Raw genomic sequence first — 15,221 nt, 5'->3', positions numbered from 1 at the left:
GTGCGACGTCAGGCGCGGGCGCACCCGAGCCCGTCGAGGAACAGCGCCTCGGCCAGGGCCATGTGCTCGATCTCGGACGGATCGACGCTCTCGTCCGGCGCGTGCACGTTCGCAGCCGGCTCGGACACCCCCGCCAGGATGACCTCGACCCCCGGGATCGCCCGTTCGAGCGTCGCGCAGAGCGGGATCGATCCGCCGCCGCCGAGGGAGCCCACCGACGACACCCGGTACGACGACGCCAGTGCGCTCCGGAACGCCGACGAGTACTGCCCCGCCGTCGCCCGGAACCCGTCGCCGGTGCCCGTGACCCGCGCGGTGACCTCGACCCCGGAGGGCGCTCGCCGCAGCAGGTGCGCCACGAGCAGTTCGCCAGCGGCAGCGGGGTCGACCCCCGGCGGGACCCGGAGGTTCAGCGCGGCACCGGCGGTCGCCTGCACGGACGGCGACGACCCGGCGACCGCCGGCGCATCGATGCCGACGACGGTCAGCGCCGGCCGTGCCCAGACCTGGGATGCCGGGTCCCCGGACCCGATCGGCACCGCGCCGTCGAGCAGCCCGGCGTCGGCGGCGAACCGGTCGGCGTGGTAGGGCAGGCCGTCCCAGGTCTGCGAGGCCTCGAGGCCGTCGACAGTGGTGTCCCCGGCGTCGTCGCGCAGCGTGGCGAGCAGGGCCACCAGGGTCGCGACGGCATCGGGCGCCGCACCGCCGAACATCCCCGAGTGCACGTTGCCGTGCAGCGCTCGGACGCGCAGCTCGACGAACGCCGTGCCGCGCAGGGTGGTCACGAGCGCGGGGACCCCGACGGCGGCGTTGCCGGCGTCCATCACGACGGCTGTGTCGACGGCGGCGAAGTCCGCTGCGTGGGTGGACACGTACTGCTCGAGACCGTCGGTGCCCTGCTCCTCGGACCCCTCGACGACCACGACGAGTCCGACCGGGAACGATCCGTGCACGTCGAGCAGGGCCCGCAGCGCCACGAGGTGGGTGACGACCCCGCCCTTGCAGTCAGCAGCGCCGCGACCGTACAGGCGACCCTGTCGCTCGGTCAGGGTCCACGGGTCGCTCGTCCACGCTGCGAGGTCGCCCGCGGGCTGGACGTCGTGGTGGGCGTAGAGCAGGACCGTCGGGGCGCCGGGCGGCGCGGGGTGGGTCGCGAGGACCGCCTGCGAGCCGTCCGACGTCGTGACGAGGCGCGAGGTCAGGCCGAGGCCGTCGAACGCACCCCGCACGCGCTCGGCGACGCGGCGGCAGTCGTCGAGCGACTGCACGGCCGGGTCGTGGACCGACGGGATGGCGACGAGCGCCGCGAGCTCGTCGAGCCCCGCGGGCATCCCGGCGCGGACGGCGTCGCGGAGCGGGTCAGCGGGCTCGGTCGCCTGCAGCGCTGCGTCGCCGGTGCTCACGAGCGCCCGATCTCCCAGATGCGGAACTCACCCGAGGCGTCGACCGACTTCGTCAGCCCGGTGAGCGACTTCTGCCCGATGACGTTCTCCTGCCCGGCGAGCAACGGGATGAGCGGCACGGACTCGGCGGTGTCCTGCTGGATCTCCTCGATCTGCTTCGTCCGCTCGGTCGCGTCGGCCTCGACCGCCTGCGCGGCGACCAGCTGCTGCACGGCCCGGTCGTCGAAGTGGTTCGCGAGCAGGTTGACGTCCTCGGAACCGTAGGCCGGCGTCAGGTACGACGAGGCGTCGGGGTAGTCCTGGAAGAACCCGAGCTGGAAGACCGGGTACTCGCCCTTGCCGACGTTCCCGACGTAGGTGTCCCAGCTCGCCGACTGCAGGTCGACCGTGAACAGGCCGGTGTCCTCGAGCTGCTGCTTGATCAGTGCGTACTCGTCGTCCGACCCGGAGCCGTAGTGGTCGGTCGTGTACTCGACCGGCAGCGTGACGGGCGTGCGCACGCCGGCCTTCTCGAGGATGGCCGCGGGGTCGGCGCCGTCGTACTCCGTCTGGAACGCATCGGTCGCGCCGGTGAAGTCGGACGGCACGATCGAGTACGCCGGAGCGTAGGTGCCCTGGTAGACGTCCTTCGCGATCGCCGCTCGGTCGACGGTCGCGGCGACGGCCTGGCGGATCGCGGTCTTCTGCGCGGTGTCGTCACCGGGCATCGTGTCGAGGTTGAAGCCGAGGAACCGGACCTCGCCCGACGAGCCCTGGACCCGCTGCAGGCCGTCGTCCTCGGACAACGAGGTGACCTCGGTCGGCGTGAGCTGACGGTACGCCACGTCGGCGTCACCCTCCTGCACCGCGAGCTTGAGGTCGGCGGACTTCGTGTACTGCTTGATCGTCACGCTCGACGACTCCGGCGCGGTGCCGTCGTACTCCTTGTTCGCCGTCAACGCGATGGTCGCCCCGCCGTCGGCGGACTGCTGCAGCGCGTACGGACCGGACCCGACGACCCCGTCGTCCGCGTGGACCTTCGTCCCCGAGAACACACTGCTGTCGACGATCGCCCCGGCCATGCTCGCCAGGACGTACGGGAACGTCTGGTCGTTCGCCTGCTTCAGGGTGAACGTGACCTCGTCGCCGTCGGCCGCCACGGACGCCATGTTGGCGAGCAGCGACCCCGGACCGTTCTCGGAGCCGATGCCGACCTGGCGCTCGAACGAGAACACGACGTCCTTCGCCGTCAGGGCGTCACCGTTCGAGAACGTGAGCCCGTCGCGGATCCGGCACACGTAGTGGGCGCCGTCGGCGAAGTCGCACGACTCGGCGACCTCGGGACTCGTCGTGGTCTTGCCGGCCGGGTAGGTGAGCAGGTGCTGGTACAGCTGCGTCTGCACCGTGTAGCTGCCGCGGTCCCAGGCGCCGGCCGGGTCGAGCGAGGTGACGGGATCGGTCGTCCCGATCACCAGGCCGTCGGAGACGTCGGTGGACGCCCCGGTCGAGGCGCAGCCGGTGAGCACGGCGGCGACGGCAGCGGAGAGCGCGAGCGCGGAGATGAGTCGGGTCGTCACGGGGTTCCTGAGGGGGATGGTTTCGAGAGGGAGAAACGGGGATGTGCGGCCCCGCCGGTCGCGAGGTCGGCGATCATGCCGCCGAGCAGCGGTGCGAACTTGAAGCCGTGGCCGGAGAACCCGGTCGCGACGGTGACGGGACCACGTCGGTCGATCACGAAGTCCTCGTCGGGGGAGTTGTCGTACAGGCAGCTGATGAAGGTCGGCTTCGTCGCGTCGACACCGGGCACGTACCGCGCGACGTAGGCCTGCAGCCGCTCGGCCTCGGCCGGCACGGGCGTGAAGTCGCGGTGGTCCGGATCGACGACGGGGCCGGTGCCGTGGAACCCGACCTTGACGCCTTCGCCCGGGGTGAGCAGGCCGTACACGTCGTCGTCGGCCGCCCAGTGCACGAAGCTCGGCCACGCCTGGTCCGGCAGACGGCTGGGGAAGTGCGCGGGCTGCTCCTGGGTGACGCGGATGGCCGGGAGGCCCGCCCCGCGTCCGGCGAGCAGGTCGCCGACCAGCGCGGGTGCCCACGACCCCACGGCCGCCACCACGGACGAGCTGCGGTGGGTGGACCCGTCGGACAGCGTCACGGTCACGTCGTCGCCGTGGTCGTCGAGCCCCGTCACCCCCGTGTCGAAGCGCAGCTCGGCGAGCCCCGTCCGTTCCGCCAGGGTGAGGAACACCTCGATGGCGCGGTCGGACCGGATGCGACCGGCCGTGGCGTGTGCGAGCACGTGGCCCTCGAACGCGATCCCCGGCCAGCGTGCGGCCGCGGCGTCCGGGGTGAGGGTCTCGTACGGGATGCCGGCGTCCGTCAGCGCGGCGGCGATGGCCTCGACGACCTCGGCGCGGCCGTGGTCGACGGCCCCGGTGCGGACGATGAGCTCCTCGCCCGCAGCGCCCTCGAGCGCTTCCCACAGCGCCAGCGCGCGGGAGGTCAGGGCGACGTACTCGGGGTCGGCGTAGCCCTGCCGGAAGATCCGGGTGGCGCCGTGGGACGAGCCGTTGTGGTGCCCGCGCTCGTGCTGCTCGACGAGCAGGACGCGCTCGCCGCGGAGTGTGAGGGCGTACGCGGTGGCGGCGCCGACGACCCCGCCGCCGATCACGACGTGCGTCGGGGCCCGGTCGCTCAGCACGTCGCTCATGCCACGGTTCCGGCTCGTCGGGCGTCAGCCTCGCGCCGCGCCGGCATCATCGCTACCACCTCGGCCTCGGTCGGGGCCGCCGCCGGGAACCGTGCCGGGGCGTAGCGGCTCGCGTCGCCGAGGGTGGTCGTGCCCGTGACGCTCAGTTCCGCCGCGATCCGCCCGAGGCCCGGACCGTGCGTGACGCCGGACTCGTTGTCGCCACCGGCCACCACGAGTCCGTCCAGCTCGGGGACCGCGCCGACGATGAAGTTCCGGTCGGCGGTCATCGAGACGACGCCCTGCGTGGGGGTCTCGTCGACCCCGAGCACGCTCGCGGCGGCGGGGAGCAGCCGGGCGACGATCGGGTGCAGGTACGTCCGCATGGCGTCGAGCAGGTCCGTGCGAACCGGTCGGCGGTCGGGTTCGTCGCTCCGGTCCGCACCGCCGACGTGCAGCGGCTCGTACCCGGGCCCGGCACCGTACGTCAGGCCGCCGCGGTGCTCACGGATCCACAGGCCGTGCAGCTCCGGCAGCATCAGGGTCGGCAGGGTGCCCGGCAGACCGAACGGCGTCGTCACGAGCCGGCTGGCGACGACCCGGACCGTCGGCAGCTCGCGCCCGAAGGGGGCGAGGAGGGCGTTCGTCCAGCTGCCGGCGGCGAGCACGACCTTCGCGGCGTCGATGACCTCGCCGTTCGCGGTCCGGACGCCCGTGACGGAGCCCCCACGGGCCTCCAGACCGGCGACCGGCGTGTGCTCGCGGATCTCGACGCCCCGCGCACGGACCGCGTGCACCAGCGCTGCGGCCGTGTCCGGCGCACTGATCTGGATGCCGTCCGGATGGAGGAAGCCCGCGGTGACCGCGGTCGGGTCGAGCCCGGGCACGAGGTCGGCCGCCTCGGCCGGGGTGAGCGTCCGCGCCCCGGCCGGCCGGAGCGGGTGCTGCTCGAACGGCGGCAGGTGGTCGGCCTGGCCCTGCTCGGTGACGGTCAGCCAGACGTTGCCGTTCTGCCGGTACCCGGTCGGGCCGTGGCCGGCGCCGGCGAGGTCGCGGTAGAAGTCGATGCCGTACTGCTCGACGTCGCGTTCGGACTCGTTCCAGTACCAGGCGTACCCGGCTGCCCACTGGCCGACGAACCCGGCACCCGCGGTGGTCGTGCCCCCGGCGACCGTCCCGCTGTCGAGGAGCAGGACCCGCTGCCCGAGCCCGGCGAGGTGCCACGCGGCGCTCAGTCCGATGATGCCGGCGCCGACGACGACCACGGGGGATCCGGAGGAGGACATGGAGCGAGCGTAGTGTCCCGGGGTCCCCGACAGGTGTCGTTCATGACGCCGTGTGACGCGGTGCAGAACGGCGATCGCCGCCCCGGTCGATCAGCGGTCGATCAGCGGTCGAACGCGTCGAGCACCGCCGATGCCGACCGGGCCACCAGGGCGTCGTCGTAGGCGGCGTCGGGGTCGTTCCGCGTGGTCAGGACCGAGAGCACGATCGGGTCACCGCCGGGCGGGGTCACCCGCGCCACGTCGTTCCGGATCGGCCCGGCGCCCCCGGACTTGTCGACCACGACCCAGCCGTCCGGTGCGCCGGCCCGGATGAGCGCGTCGCCGGTCGCGTTGCCGCCCATCCAGTCGACCAGCAGCGCGGTGTCGGCGCGGTCCAGGGTGCTGCCGTCGAGCACGGTCGTCAGGGCCGCGGTGAACGCCGCCGGGGTCGTGGTGTCCTCGGTGCTGCCCGGCTCGATGGTGTTGAGGTCCGGCTCGCCGTGGACCACTTCGGTGGTGGTGTCGCCGAGCTCGGTCAACGCGGCGTCCAGGCCGCTCGGACCGCCGATGCGCGTGAGCACGAGGTTCAGGGCCGTGTTGTCGCTCATCCGGACGGCTGCCTCGGCCAGCTGCTCGTACGACAGCCCGTCGGCCACGTGCTGTTCCGTCACGGGGGAGTACCCGGCAGCGGCGACGTCCGCGGCCGTCCAGTGCACGACCTCGTTCCGGGCGTCCGCGGGTACCGAGCGCAGGAACTGTGCCGCGGCGAACGCCTTGATGGTCGAGGCGTAGCCGAAGCGTCGGTCGCCGTTGTACGCGACCGTCTCACCCGTGACGGTGTCGGTCGCGACGACGCCGACCGTCGCGTCGTACTGGCGTTCGAGGCCCGCGAGTGCTCGGCGGACGCGCTCCTGGTGCGGTGCAGCGGCGCTCGCCGTCGGGGTCGGACTCGCCGTCGTCCGGGGCGGTGCCGCGGAACGGGACGTCGCCGGGGACTCGCCGTCCGCACAGCCGGTCAGGACGAGCGCAGTGATCACACCGCCGATCACGAACAAGGCAGAACGACGCATGCGAGCAGCCTTGCGGGTCACCCTGGACACATGCAGAACGGCCGCCCACCGGGCGGCCGTTCGTTCGGAGCGAGTGACGGGAATCGAACCCGCGCTACCAGCTTGGGAAGCTGGAGTTCTACCATTGAACTACACTCGCGCACCCCGCAGAACGGGACTCGGCAAGCCTAGCGGATTCTCGCCTGGAAGCCAGCCGACCGCGCACCGTACGCCTCCTGTCGGGCGTGTGTCGTGCCTCCCGAGTCTCCGCTGTGAGCACGCCAGCCTGACGGACAGGTGTCGTCCTCGTGTGTACCGTCCAGGGAGTTCCAGCGCCGAAGAACCCGAGGAGGACCGGATGGTCAGGCATCCCCTCATCGACGACGTGGTCGGTCCCGCCATCGTGGTCGAGTCCGCCTCGCCGGTCGTGTGGCTGACGGACGCGCTCGCCTCACTGCTCCGTCGTTCGGCGGACGCCGGCCGCATGGTCGTGCTGCGGACCGGGCGCGAATCCGCGATCACCCCCGCCCTGCGGCACGCGCTCGGTGCCTACGGTGCCGCGTGGGCCGTCGCCGACTTCGACGGGACGCTGCGCGACGGCCGGACGGGTGCGGCAGCCTCGGGCATCGAGGACTTCGTGCACCGCGGCCCCGAACTCGTCGGCACACCGTCTCCCGAGCACCCGGTCGCAGCCGACTCCGTCCGCCAGATCAGCATCGACCTGACGCTCCGCCACCACGCCGAGCGTGCCGTGGACATGGGGTCCGCGATCGAGGCCCTGTGCCACACCGTCGGCACCTGCCCCACCCGTTGGGGCACCGCCGAACCGCTCTCCGTGCCGTGGGACCGATGGGTCGTCACGCAGTACGCCAAGCACGAGGCGCCCGGAGTGTCGACCTCGTACGCCGTCGGCGAGGGCTTCTCCGCGACGATGACCGCCCACCTGGTCGGTGGCGTCGTCGTCGAGACGATGTCCGCCGTGTTGACCGTGCCCGAGGAGAACACCGACCCGGCGCTCGCGAACCGCCTGTTCGACGCCGTGCAGCAGGTCGCGGACCAGGTCGTGCCCGTCTTCGGTGTGGTGATGCAGCGCCGGGGGGACGCCGACCACCTGATCCGCGCGGTGTCGCACGGCGAGCCGTCGCCGCTCGCCGTCGTCGTCGGACCCGAAGCCTCCGAGTTCCTGGACCGCGACGGGGTCTGGCCGCCACCGCGCACCACGACGGCGACGTTCGGCACCCGGTCCGGGGCAGGCGACCGGTCCGGGGCGGGCGGCCCGTCCGGAGCAGGCGACACCGGTGCCGCTGACAGCGACATCGTCGACGGCGGCATGATCGTCCGCTTCGAGGACGGCTGGGAAGCCCTCGAGTCCTTCCTCGACCGCATCGACGAGGACCGCTTCCTGCAGCTCGTCGGCGGAGCGCCCCTCGACCCGGCCCACGACGAGGGCACGCTCGACGGGCACGTGCGGGACACCCGGGTGGCAGGCGGTCACGGTGCCGCGTGACGTCACCATCCTCTGCCGCCAGCCGGTCGAGCCGCGGGAGGTCGCCGAAGCACTGCTCCTGCACGACGAGTCCTGGGGCGTCCGAGCCCTCGATGACGGCCCGATGTTGCAGGTCTGCCGCGACGCCACGCACCCGGTGATCACCGTGCTCGGGGTGCGGCGGGTGGACTCGTTCGACGAGGTCGAGCGGATCCTGCCGGACGCTCCCACGATCGCGACGCCGCTGTGGTGGGTCGACACCGTCACCCCGGCGGGGGCCGACGGCGAGTCCGGGATCTCGGCGGCGCTCGAGGCCGCCCTCGACCTCGACGCGGTCTGCATCGTCCACGGCGACTGACGGAACCGACGCGGACGCCGGACGCGCGCGTCAGTCGCTGCGCGCGGTGTCGGTCGCGTTGATCGCCGCCAGGCGTTCGTTGTACGCCTTCAGGTCGGCGTCACCGTCGCGCTCGGCCTTGCGGTCGAGCCGCTTCGCGTCGCGCTTGTCCGTGCGGATCCAGTTCCGCACCACGAGCAGCGCGACGAAGACCATCGGCAACTCGGAGGCACCCCAGGCGATCCCGCCGCCGGTGTGCTGGTCGTCGAGCAGGGCGGCGTCGTTCGTCTGGCCGAGTGCGTGGAACCAGTCGATCGCGAACACCGACTGCGAGGTCATCACGGCGACGCCGAAGAACGCGTGGAAGGCCAGCGTCGCGAGCAGCGCGATGATCAGGATCGGGTACGGCGGACGCTTCGGCCCCGGGTCGACGCCGACGAACACCCAGAAGAACAGGTAGCCGCTCAGCACGAAGTGGACGACCATCGCGACGTGCCACTCGTGCGACTGCATCGCCGCCTGGTACGCCGGCGTGAAGTAGAACACCACGAGCGACCCGGCGAAGATCACACCCGCGACGGCGGGCTTCCCCATGAACTGCATGTACCGCGAGTGCACGAAGAGCATGAGCCACTCGCGGGCCCCGCGGGAACCGTCGTTGCGGACCGGCAGGGTGCGCATGGCGAGCAGCACCGGCCCGCCGAGCACGAGCGGCAGCGGCACGAACATCATGAGCAGCATGTGCTGGACCATGTGCGACGAGAAGTGGATCATGCCGTACACGGCCGGTCCGGCCGACGTGGTCCAGATGAACAGGGCGCAGCCGATGACCCAGGCGATGGTGCGCCCGACGGGCCACTTGTCGCCGCGCTTCCGGAGCTTCCGCACGGCGAGCAGGTACCAGACGGCACCGACGACGGCGAGCCCGAGCCACACCCAGTCGATGTGCCACTGCGTCAGGTACGTGTGCATCGTCTGGGCCGGCGGGAACGGGAACCCGATCAGGCCGGAGCGGGTGTCCTCACCGGTCTCGGGTGTCTGCGGGATCGGCGGCTGCGAGCGGGACACGGCCACCGAGACGCCGATCGCGACGGCCATGAACACGATCTCGGCGAGCGCGAACCGGGTGAACCGACGGCGGTCGAGCGGCGCGCGGAGCAGCCCGGGCACCAGCTTGCGGCGCTGCACGACGCCGGCGATCCCGAGCAGCACCAGGATGACGGCCTTGACCGTGATGAGTGCGCCGTACGGGGTGGTGACGAGGTCGAGCGGACCGGTCAGCCGCAGCGAGGCGTTGACGATGCCGGAGAACGCGACGGCGCCGAACGACCACCCGGCCAGCGTCGAGTACCGGGAGACCACCCGACCGGTCGCGCCCTTCGTGCGGGTGCGCAGCAGCACCACGGCGACGAGCCCGCCGGCCCAGACGCACACCCCGATCAGGTGGATCGCGAGGGAGTTCACGGCGTTGGCGTGCTCGAGCGAGCCGGCGGCGTGGCCGGACAGTGCCAGGGGGAGCAGGGCGAAGAGGCCGAACACGGTGGCGACGGCGAGCGTCGTGACCCGGGTGGCGAACGCGGCGAGCACGGTCGCGATGAGGATCGCCGCCGCGGAGACCACGAGCGCCTGACCGATCTCGACCTGGAACGCGAACAGCATGAAGTTGCGGGCGAACACCGGACTGGTGAGCGGGACGCCGAGGGTGTTGGCGCCGGTCAGCACGACGGTGACGGCCGCGGCGAGGAACCAGATCGATCCGGTCGCCGCCGCCCAGCGCGTGGCGCGGTGCTGCACGCTCGACAGTGCCCGGTGGTCCTTCTTCTGTGCCGGCAGCGCGAACGCGGCGACGATGAGCAGGCCGACGGTCAGCGCCGCCATGGTGTCGTGCACCACGCGGGCGATCGGCAGGCCGTACTCGACCACGTCGCCGGCGGACACCAGCTGCTGGTTCGCGGTGAACGCCCCGGTGATCGTCAGGCCGAGGATCGAGCACGCGACCGCGAGCGGGATGGCGACGACCAGCACGGTCGCGACGGTGGACGTGCGCGCGGTGACGGGCGCGGATTCCGGCGCCGGGCCTCCGGGCTGGGTTGCGGGGGACGTGACGGTCATCAACCTTGTTCCAGGGACGCGTGCGTCCGCGAGACCGCGGACCCTCCATGGTAGGCGGGTCGGTCTGGAGGCGCGGTGTCAGTCCGCAGCGCGCGCTGCGGCCCGCCTCAGGCTCGCGCCGACGACCCCTGCAGGTCGCGGATCCGGCCCAGCTCGTCGAAGTCGACCGTGATGGTCCCGTCCGCCAACGTCAGCGTGCGCCCGTCCCAGGGGACACCGCGGAGCGACGCCCAGCTCCCCACAGCGCGGCGGTGGTCGTGCACCTCGGTCGTCTGCAGGCCCTCACCGAAGACCCGGACCATCCGGGGGACCGTCGGTGGCGCGAACAGCAGGCCCTCGAACAGCACCCAGAGTCGGGAACCTCCACCGACGTGCCCGCCGAAGCCGAACCACGAACCGGTCGCCAGCCGTGCCGCGATCGACATGTCCCACGCGAACTCGTACCCGGCGTCGGCGGCGTCGGCCTGCCGGTGCTCGCCGAACGGGACCTCGCCCTGCACGAGTTCCGGGATGCCGAGCCGTTCGCCCAGCGCGCGGGTGGCGTTCGCGGCCGCGAGCACCGACGCGGGGTACTGCGACGGGTTCGCCCAGCCCCAGAGCCAGCTGCGCGGCCCCGGTGCGGCCGATCCCAGCAGCTGGATCCGGAACTCGCCCGGGTGCGGCCCGACGAACTGCAGGGTGCCGGCGGCGAGGTCGACGTTCCAGCGTTCGTGGTCGTCGTACAGGTCGGCGAGCTGCAGCTGCGCTTCCCAGGCCAGGAAGACCCCGTCGCTGACCAGATCGTCCATCCCCCGTGAGCGCGTCATGGGGGAACCCTACGCCGGGCGGTGTTCCCAGATCCCCTCGCTGCCGACGCCCACGAACCCGACGGCCTCGTTCACGTCGAGCATCGGGCGGTTCTCCTCGGCGTTGAACGTGATGATCGAGGGGTGCCCCGGGTGGTCGCGCTCGATCGTCTCGATCCCGACGACCTTGAGCAGCCACCCGAGCCGGTGCCCCCGGTGCTCGCGCAGCACGAGGGTGTCGCCCTGCATCACGGGCTGGGCCACGGGCCCAGGGACGGCGAGCTGGGTGAAGCCGACGAGTCCGCCGGACGACACGTCCTCCACGGCGACGGTGCGCATGGTGCGCGGGCCGTCGTCGAGGTGCTGCTCGTGCGTCCGGAGCCGGTCGATCGTCCAGGCGTCCTCGGGCTCGGCCATGTCGCCGGCCGGGGCATCGGTGCTCATCCGGCTCAGGAGGAGTGCGACGTCCGTCTGCCACCGGGACGGAGTCGGTCCGGCCCAGGTGTGCACGCGGTACCGGTCGGCCGCCGCCCGCGTCGCCGCCGCGCGGACGCCGGAGAGCGCATCGGGGTCGGCCGGGAGCTCCAGACGGCTGATCCGGTTCACCTGCCCGAACCGCCACCCCCGGCTCGTCAGGAACCGGGCTCCGGGTTCGTCCTCGGGCACGACGCCGAACCCGGTCGGTGCACGGAGGTACCCGGGGCCCGCTGCGGGGCCGACCTGCCGTGACACGGCGTACGTCTTCCACTGCGTGCGGCCCTGCTGCCTCGCGACCGCTTCGACGTGCTCGGCCAGGAGCGTGCCGATGCCACGGCGCCGGTGCTCGGGCGCCACGCTGACCGCCATCCAGCAGTTCGGGGCGTCCGCGACCGCCTTCGATTCGTACGAGCCGGCCCCCACCGCGGCCCCCTCGTCGTCACGGACCAGGAACAGTCGGCTGGGCGCGTCGGGGTCGATCAGGTACGGCAGTTGTTCCTCGGGCGTCCAGAGCAGTTCCGGCAGTCCGGTGATCGACACCTCGGCGCGGTTCTGCACGTCGACCCACTCGCGGAACGCCCGCACGGTCCCCGGGTCGTCGTCCATCGTGGCGGGGACCACGAGTTCGTGGACGGTGTACGCGGTCATGTCGGTTCCTCCCGGCGGTGCGACGCCGCCCGGCTCCGGACAGCCTCGCAGCATATCGGCGAGGGTCCGCTGCCGCTAGGCTGCACGGCGTGCTGCTCTCCGATCGCGACATCACCGCCCAGCTCGCCGAGGGCCGGATCGGTCTCGACCCCCACGACGCCTCGCTCGTCCAGCCGTCGAGCATCGACGTCCGACTCGACAAGTTCTTCCGGCTGTTCGACAACCACAAGTACCCGCACATCGACCCGGCGGTCGACCAGCCCGACCTGACCCGGCTGGTCGAGACCGACCCGGACGAGGCCTTCGTGCTGCACCCCGGCGAGTTCGTGCTCGGCTCGACCTACGAGGTCGTCACGTTGCCCGACGACATCGCCGCGCGGCTCGAGGGCAAGAGCTCGCTCGGACGCCTCGGGCTCCTGACCCACTCGACCGCGGGCTTCATCGACCCCGGGTTCTCCGGCCACGTGACGCTCGAGCTGTCGAACGTCGCGACGCTGCCGATCAAGCTCTGGCCCGGCATGAAGATCGGGCAGCTGTGCTTCTTCCAGCTGTCCAGCCCTGCCGAGAAGCCGTACGGCTCGGCCGAGTACCAGTCGCGGTACCAGGGCCAGCGCGGGCCGACCCCGTCCCGCTCGGCGCAGAACTTCCACCGCGCGGACGTCTCAGCGCGCCCCTGACCGCGGTCCGTCCGACCCGGAGCGACGTCCTCGACGTCGTGCGACATCGATGACGTCGTTCCGGGTCGACACCGCGCGTCATCCAGCGGACGAAATGTCGCATGCTGTGTATCGTTGCAGCATGTCCGCAGTCCCTCCACGTCCGATGCCGACGGTGTCGGCGGCCGCGCTCATCCGTGACGCCCGTGACCGCGCCGAACTGACGCAGGTGCAGCTCGCCCGCCGCGCCGGCGTCACGCAGAGCGTCATCAGCACGTACGAGAACGGCCGACGCGAACCCTCGCTCGCCGCACTCCAGCGCATGCTCCGGGCCGCGGGCTTCACCACGTCGATCGACCTGCTCCCGGTCGAGGACCCACCGCCCCTGCGCGAACGCGTCGCCGCAGCACGGCACGACCTCGTCGCCGTCGTGGAGCGGTTCGGCGGCCGCAACCCACGGTTGTTCGGCAGCGTCGCCCGTGGGGACGACGGCCCGGGCAGCGACGTCGACCTGATGATCGACGTCGACGCCGGGCTCGGCATCTTCGCGCTCATGCGCATCCAGGACGGCGCCGAGCGACTGCTCGGCGTGCGCGTCGACGTCGTGGACGCCGCCGGCATGAGTCCCGAGGTCGTCCGACGCGCGGTGCCGCTGTGAGCCAGGAACCGGTGACGCCCCGGCTGGTCGGCGACCGACTCGACGACGTCATCGGCGCGTGCGAGGCCATCGGCCGGTACGTCGGCGACGAGCGGCTGCCCGAGGACCTGGTGCACGACGCCGTCCGGATGCGGCTGGTCGAGATCGGCGAGGCGGTCCGTGTCCTGCCGAGCACCGTCACCGCGAGCGAGCCGGACATCCCGTGGTCGCGGGTGTCCGACCTCGGCGACCGGCTGACCCGGCGCTACTTCGACACCACCCGCGCGGTGGTGTTCGGCACGGCCCGCACCGACGTACCGCACCTGGCCGACGCGGCGCGGCGGTTGCGCGCGACCCGGCCCTGACCCGGCGGGTCGCGCGGGCACCGGACGTGCGTGCACGGCGGACGGGAGGCACGGATCACGACGTGCCCCGGGCCTCCCGTCCGACCGTGGCCGGCCCCACGACGACGCAGGACGGCCCCGTCTCGCCGAAGCGAGACGGGGCCGTCCGTGTGAGCGGGGGAGATCAGCCCTTCTTGGCGAGCTCCTCGAGGGTGTCGTTGCCCTTGTAGGCCTCGACCGCGTTGTCCTTCGTGACCAGGATCGGCGTCAGCTCGACGGCCGGCACGATCTTCTTGCCGTTGTCGTTGTTCTTGTCCTTCGTCGTCTTCGGGGTCTTGCCGTCGGCGAGGTCGGACACCAGGTCGATGGCCGCCTGGGCCTCCTCCGTGGTGTTCTTGTAGATCGTCGAGTACTGCGTGCCCTGCATGATGAGCGGGATGGAAGCGGTCTCCGAGTCCTGCCCGGTCACGACCGGGTTCTCCTTGCCGGCGGCCTTGGTCGCGGTGAGGATGGCACGGGCGAGGGTGTCGTTGGGCGACAGGACGCCGTCGAGCTTCGTGCTGCCCGAGTAGTACTGCGAGAGCAGGTCGGTCATGCGGGACTGGGCGTTCTGCGCGAGCCAGCCCTTCGTCTGCACCTTCTGGAAGGTGGTCTGGCCCGAGACGATCTTGATCGTGCCGTCGTCGATCTTCGGCTGCAGGACGTCCATCGCACCGTCGAAGAAGACGGTCGCGTTCGCGTCGTCCGCCGAACCGGCGAAGAGCTCGACGTTGTACGGTCCGTCGCCCTTCTTCTCCTTCAGGCCCTTGAGCAGCGCCTGGGCCTGCAGCTGACCGACCTTGAAGTTGTTGAACGCGACGTAGTAGTCGACGTTCGTCGTGTTCAGGATGTTGCGGTCCCAGGCGATGACGACGGCGCCCGAGGACTTCGCCGACTTGACCTGCGCGGTCAGCTGCGAGCCGTCGGCCGCACCGATGATGACGGCCTTCGCACCCTTGGTGATCATGCCCGAGATCTGCGACTGCTGGTCCGGGACGGGGTTGCCGGCGTTGGCGTACTGGATGTCGGCCTTGAAGCCGGCGTCCTCGATCGACTTCTTGAACGCTGCACCAGCGAGGACCCAGTTCTGCGAGGTCTTGGCGGGCAGGGCGACACCGATCAGGTCGCCCTTCTTGATGGTGGTGGAGCTGCCGCTGCCGGCGTCGTCGGACGAGCCGCGCGACGAGCAGCCGCTGAGGGCGAGGCCCGCGATGAGCGCCAGGCTGAGGCCGGCGACGATCTTCTTGCGCATGTGATTGCTTTCTCTTCGTTGAGGAGGGGTGGGGCCTGAGGCCCCGCTGTGGGGAGGTGTGAG

The 15,221-nt window shown here is 71.9% G+C and carries 14 protein-coding genes and 1 tRNA gene; 5 read left to right on the top strand and 10 right to left on the bottom strand.

Annotation, left to right across the window (positions count from 1 at the left end; all coding sequences use genetic code 11):
• Positions 1-8 precede the first annotated feature (8 nt).
• The 6 genes from EDF51_RS14580 to EDF51_RS14555 all read right to left on the bottom strand — a co-directional run bounded on the left by EDF51_RS14580 (position 9) and on the right by EDF51_RS14555 (position 6,545).
• A complete protein-coding gene (locus EDF51_RS14580) occupies positions 9-1,403 on the bottom strand; it encodes a M20/M25/M40 family metallo-hydrolase (protein WP_243837134.1) in 1,395 nt (464 codons plus the stop codon).
• On the bottom strand, positions 1,400-2,959 hold the full coding sequence (locus tag EDF51_RS14575; protein WP_166673565.1) for an ABC transporter substrate-binding protein: 1,560 nt from the start codon (positions 2,957-2,959) through the stop codon (positions 1,400-1,402). The genes EDF51_RS14580 and EDF51_RS14575 overlap by 4 nt, the downstream gene beginning before the upstream one ends.
• Complete coding sequence (locus tag EDF51_RS14570) at positions 2,956-4,092, bottom strand: FAD-dependent oxidoreductase (RefSeq protein ID WP_243837133.1); 1,137 nt, start codon at positions 4,090-4,092, stop codon at positions 2,956-2,958. The genes EDF51_RS14575 and EDF51_RS14570 overlap by 4 nt, the downstream gene beginning before the upstream one ends.
• Entirely contained in the window at positions 4,089-5,357 is a 1,269-nt protein-coding gene (locus tag EDF51_RS14565; RefSeq protein ID WP_134195444.1) for an FAD-dependent oxidoreductase, read from the bottom strand. The genes EDF51_RS14570 and EDF51_RS14565 overlap by 4 nt, the downstream gene beginning before the upstream one ends.
• A 101-nt stretch (positions 5,358-5,458) precedes the next feature.
• Positions 5,459-6,406, bottom strand: coding sequence for a class A beta-lactamase (gene bla / locus EDF51_RS14560; protein ID WP_134195443.1), 948 nt, complete (start codon positions 6,404-6,406; stop codon positions 5,459-5,461).
• Positions 6,407-6,474: 68 nt separating this feature from the next.
• Positions 6,475-6,545: transfer RNA gene (locus EDF51_RS14555), tRNA-Gly, on the bottom strand.
• A gap of 198 nt (positions 6,546-6,743) precedes the next feature.
• Between EDF51_RS14555 and EDF51_RS14550 the strand changes: the two genes are divergently transcribed.
• Positions 6,744-7,892 (top strand): DUF6177 family protein, encoded by a 1,149-nt coding sequence (locus EDF51_RS14550; protein ID WP_131844753.1) that lies wholly within the window; start codon positions 6,744-6,746, stop codon positions 7,890-7,892.
• Complete coding sequence (locus EDF51_RS14545; RefSeq protein ID WP_123293483.1) at positions 7,882-8,229, top strand: hypothetical protein; 348 nt, start codon at positions 7,882-7,884, stop codon at positions 8,227-8,229. The genes EDF51_RS14550 and EDF51_RS14545 overlap by 11 nt, the downstream gene beginning before the upstream one ends.
• Positions 8,230-8,259: 30 nt before the next feature.
• Here EDF51_RS14545 and EDF51_RS14540 read toward each other — a convergent pair whose 3' ends face one another.
• The 3 genes from EDF51_RS14540 to EDF51_RS14530 all read right to left on the bottom strand — a co-directional run bounded on the left by EDF51_RS14540 (position 8,260) and on the right by EDF51_RS14530 (position 12,230).
• The gene (locus tag EDF51_RS14540) at positions 8,260-10,320 is read right to left on the bottom strand and encodes a cytochrome c oxidase assembly protein (protein WP_134195441.1); all 2,061 of its coding nucleotides are present in this window, start codon (positions 10,318-10,320) and stop codon (positions 8,260-8,262) included.
• Between the two features lie 107 nt (positions 10,321-10,427).
• Entirely contained in the window at positions 10,428-11,126 is a 699-nt protein-coding gene (locus tag EDF51_RS14535; RefSeq protein WP_132099438.1) for a DUF6882 domain-containing protein, read from the bottom strand.
• A gap of 9 nt (positions 11,127-11,135) precedes the next feature.
• Positions 11,136-12,230 (bottom strand): GNAT family N-acetyltransferase, encoded by a 1,095-nt coding sequence (locus EDF51_RS14530; RefSeq protein WP_159570949.1) that lies wholly within the window; start codon positions 12,228-12,230, stop codon positions 11,136-11,138.
• An 89-nt stretch (positions 12,231-12,319) separates the two neighbouring features.
• On the opposite strand from EDF51_RS14530, the gene dcd reads away from it, so the two are divergent.
• The 3 genes from dcd (at position 12,320) to EDF51_RS14515 (ending at position 13,888) form a co-directional block, all read left to right on the top strand.
• The gene (dcd, locus tag EDF51_RS14525; protein WP_123339996.1) at positions 12,320-12,907 is read left to right on the top strand and encodes a dCTP deaminase; all 588 of its coding nucleotides are present in this window, start codon (positions 12,320-12,322) and stop codon (positions 12,905-12,907) included.
• A 121-nt stretch (positions 12,908-13,028) separates the two neighbouring features.
• Positions 13,029-13,544 carry a helix-turn-helix domain-containing protein gene (locus tag EDF51_RS14520; protein WP_165901272.1) on the top strand — a complete coding sequence of 172 codons (516 nt, stop codon included), beginning with the start codon at positions 13,029-13,031 and terminating at the stop codon, positions 13,542-13,544.
• Positions 13,541-13,888 (top strand): HepT-like ribonuclease domain-containing protein, encoded by a 348-nt coding sequence (locus EDF51_RS14515; RefSeq protein ID WP_131844748.1) that lies wholly within the window; start codon positions 13,541-13,543, stop codon positions 13,886-13,888. Before EDF51_RS14520 ends, EDF51_RS14515 begins: the two co-directional genes overlap by 4 nt.
• 163 nt (positions 13,889-14,051) lie before the next feature.
• Here the strand turns inward: EDF51_RS14515 and EDF51_RS14510 are convergent, their stop codons facing one another.
• Positions 14,052-15,158, bottom strand: a complete 1,107-nt coding sequence (locus EDF51_RS14510; RefSeq protein ID WP_134195435.1) for a sugar-binding protein — start codon at positions 15,156-15,158, stop codon at positions 14,052-14,054.
• Positions 15,159-15,221: the final 63 nt, after the last annotated feature.

The organism is Curtobacterium sp. PhB25, from assembly GCF_004365375.1.
In the GTDB taxonomy this organism is placed as follows: Bacteria; Actinomycetota; Actinomycetes; order Actinomycetales; family Microbacteriaceae; genus Curtobacterium.
This window is presented reverse-complemented; position numbering and strand designations above follow the sequence as displayed.

Excerpts from the sequence above, each read along its gene's own strand:
- EDF51_RS14520 (WP_165901272.1), top strand. The coding sequence starts at position 13,029 with ATGTCCGCAGTCCCTCCACGTCCGATGCCGACGGTGTCGGCGGCCGCG.
- EDF51_RS14535 (WP_132099438.1), bottom strand. The coding sequence starts at position 11,126 with ATGACGCGCTCACGGGGGATGGACGATCTGGTCAGCGACGGGGTCTTC.
- EDF51_RS14570 (WP_243837133.1), bottom strand. The coding sequence starts at position 4,092 with ATGAGCGACGTGCTGAGCGACCGGGCCCCGACGCACGTCGTGATCGGC.
- bla (WP_134195443.1), bottom strand. The coding sequence starts at position 6,406 with ATGCGTCGTTCTGCCTTGTTCGTGATCGGCGGTGTGATCACTGCGCTC.
- EDF51_RS14530 (WP_159570949.1), bottom strand. The coding sequence starts at position 12,230 with ATGACCGCGTACACCGTCCACGAACTCGTGGTCCCCGCCACGATGGAC.
- EDF51_RS14565 (WP_134195444.1), bottom strand. The coding sequence starts at position 5,357 with ATGTCCTCCTCCGGATCCCCCGTGGTCGTCGTCGGCGCCGGCATCATC.
- EDF51_RS14540 (WP_134195441.1), bottom strand. The coding sequence starts at position 10,320 with ATGACCGTCACGTCCCCCGCAACCCAGCCCGGAGGCCCGGCGCCGGAA.
- EDF51_RS14550 (WP_131844753.1), top strand. The coding sequence starts at position 6,744 with ATGGTCAGGCATCCCCTCATCGACGACGTGGTCGGTCCCGCCATCGTG.
- EDF51_RS14510 (WP_134195435.1), bottom strand. The coding sequence starts at position 15,158 with ATGCGCAAGAAGATCGTCGCCGGCCTCAGCCTGGCGCTCATCGCGGGC.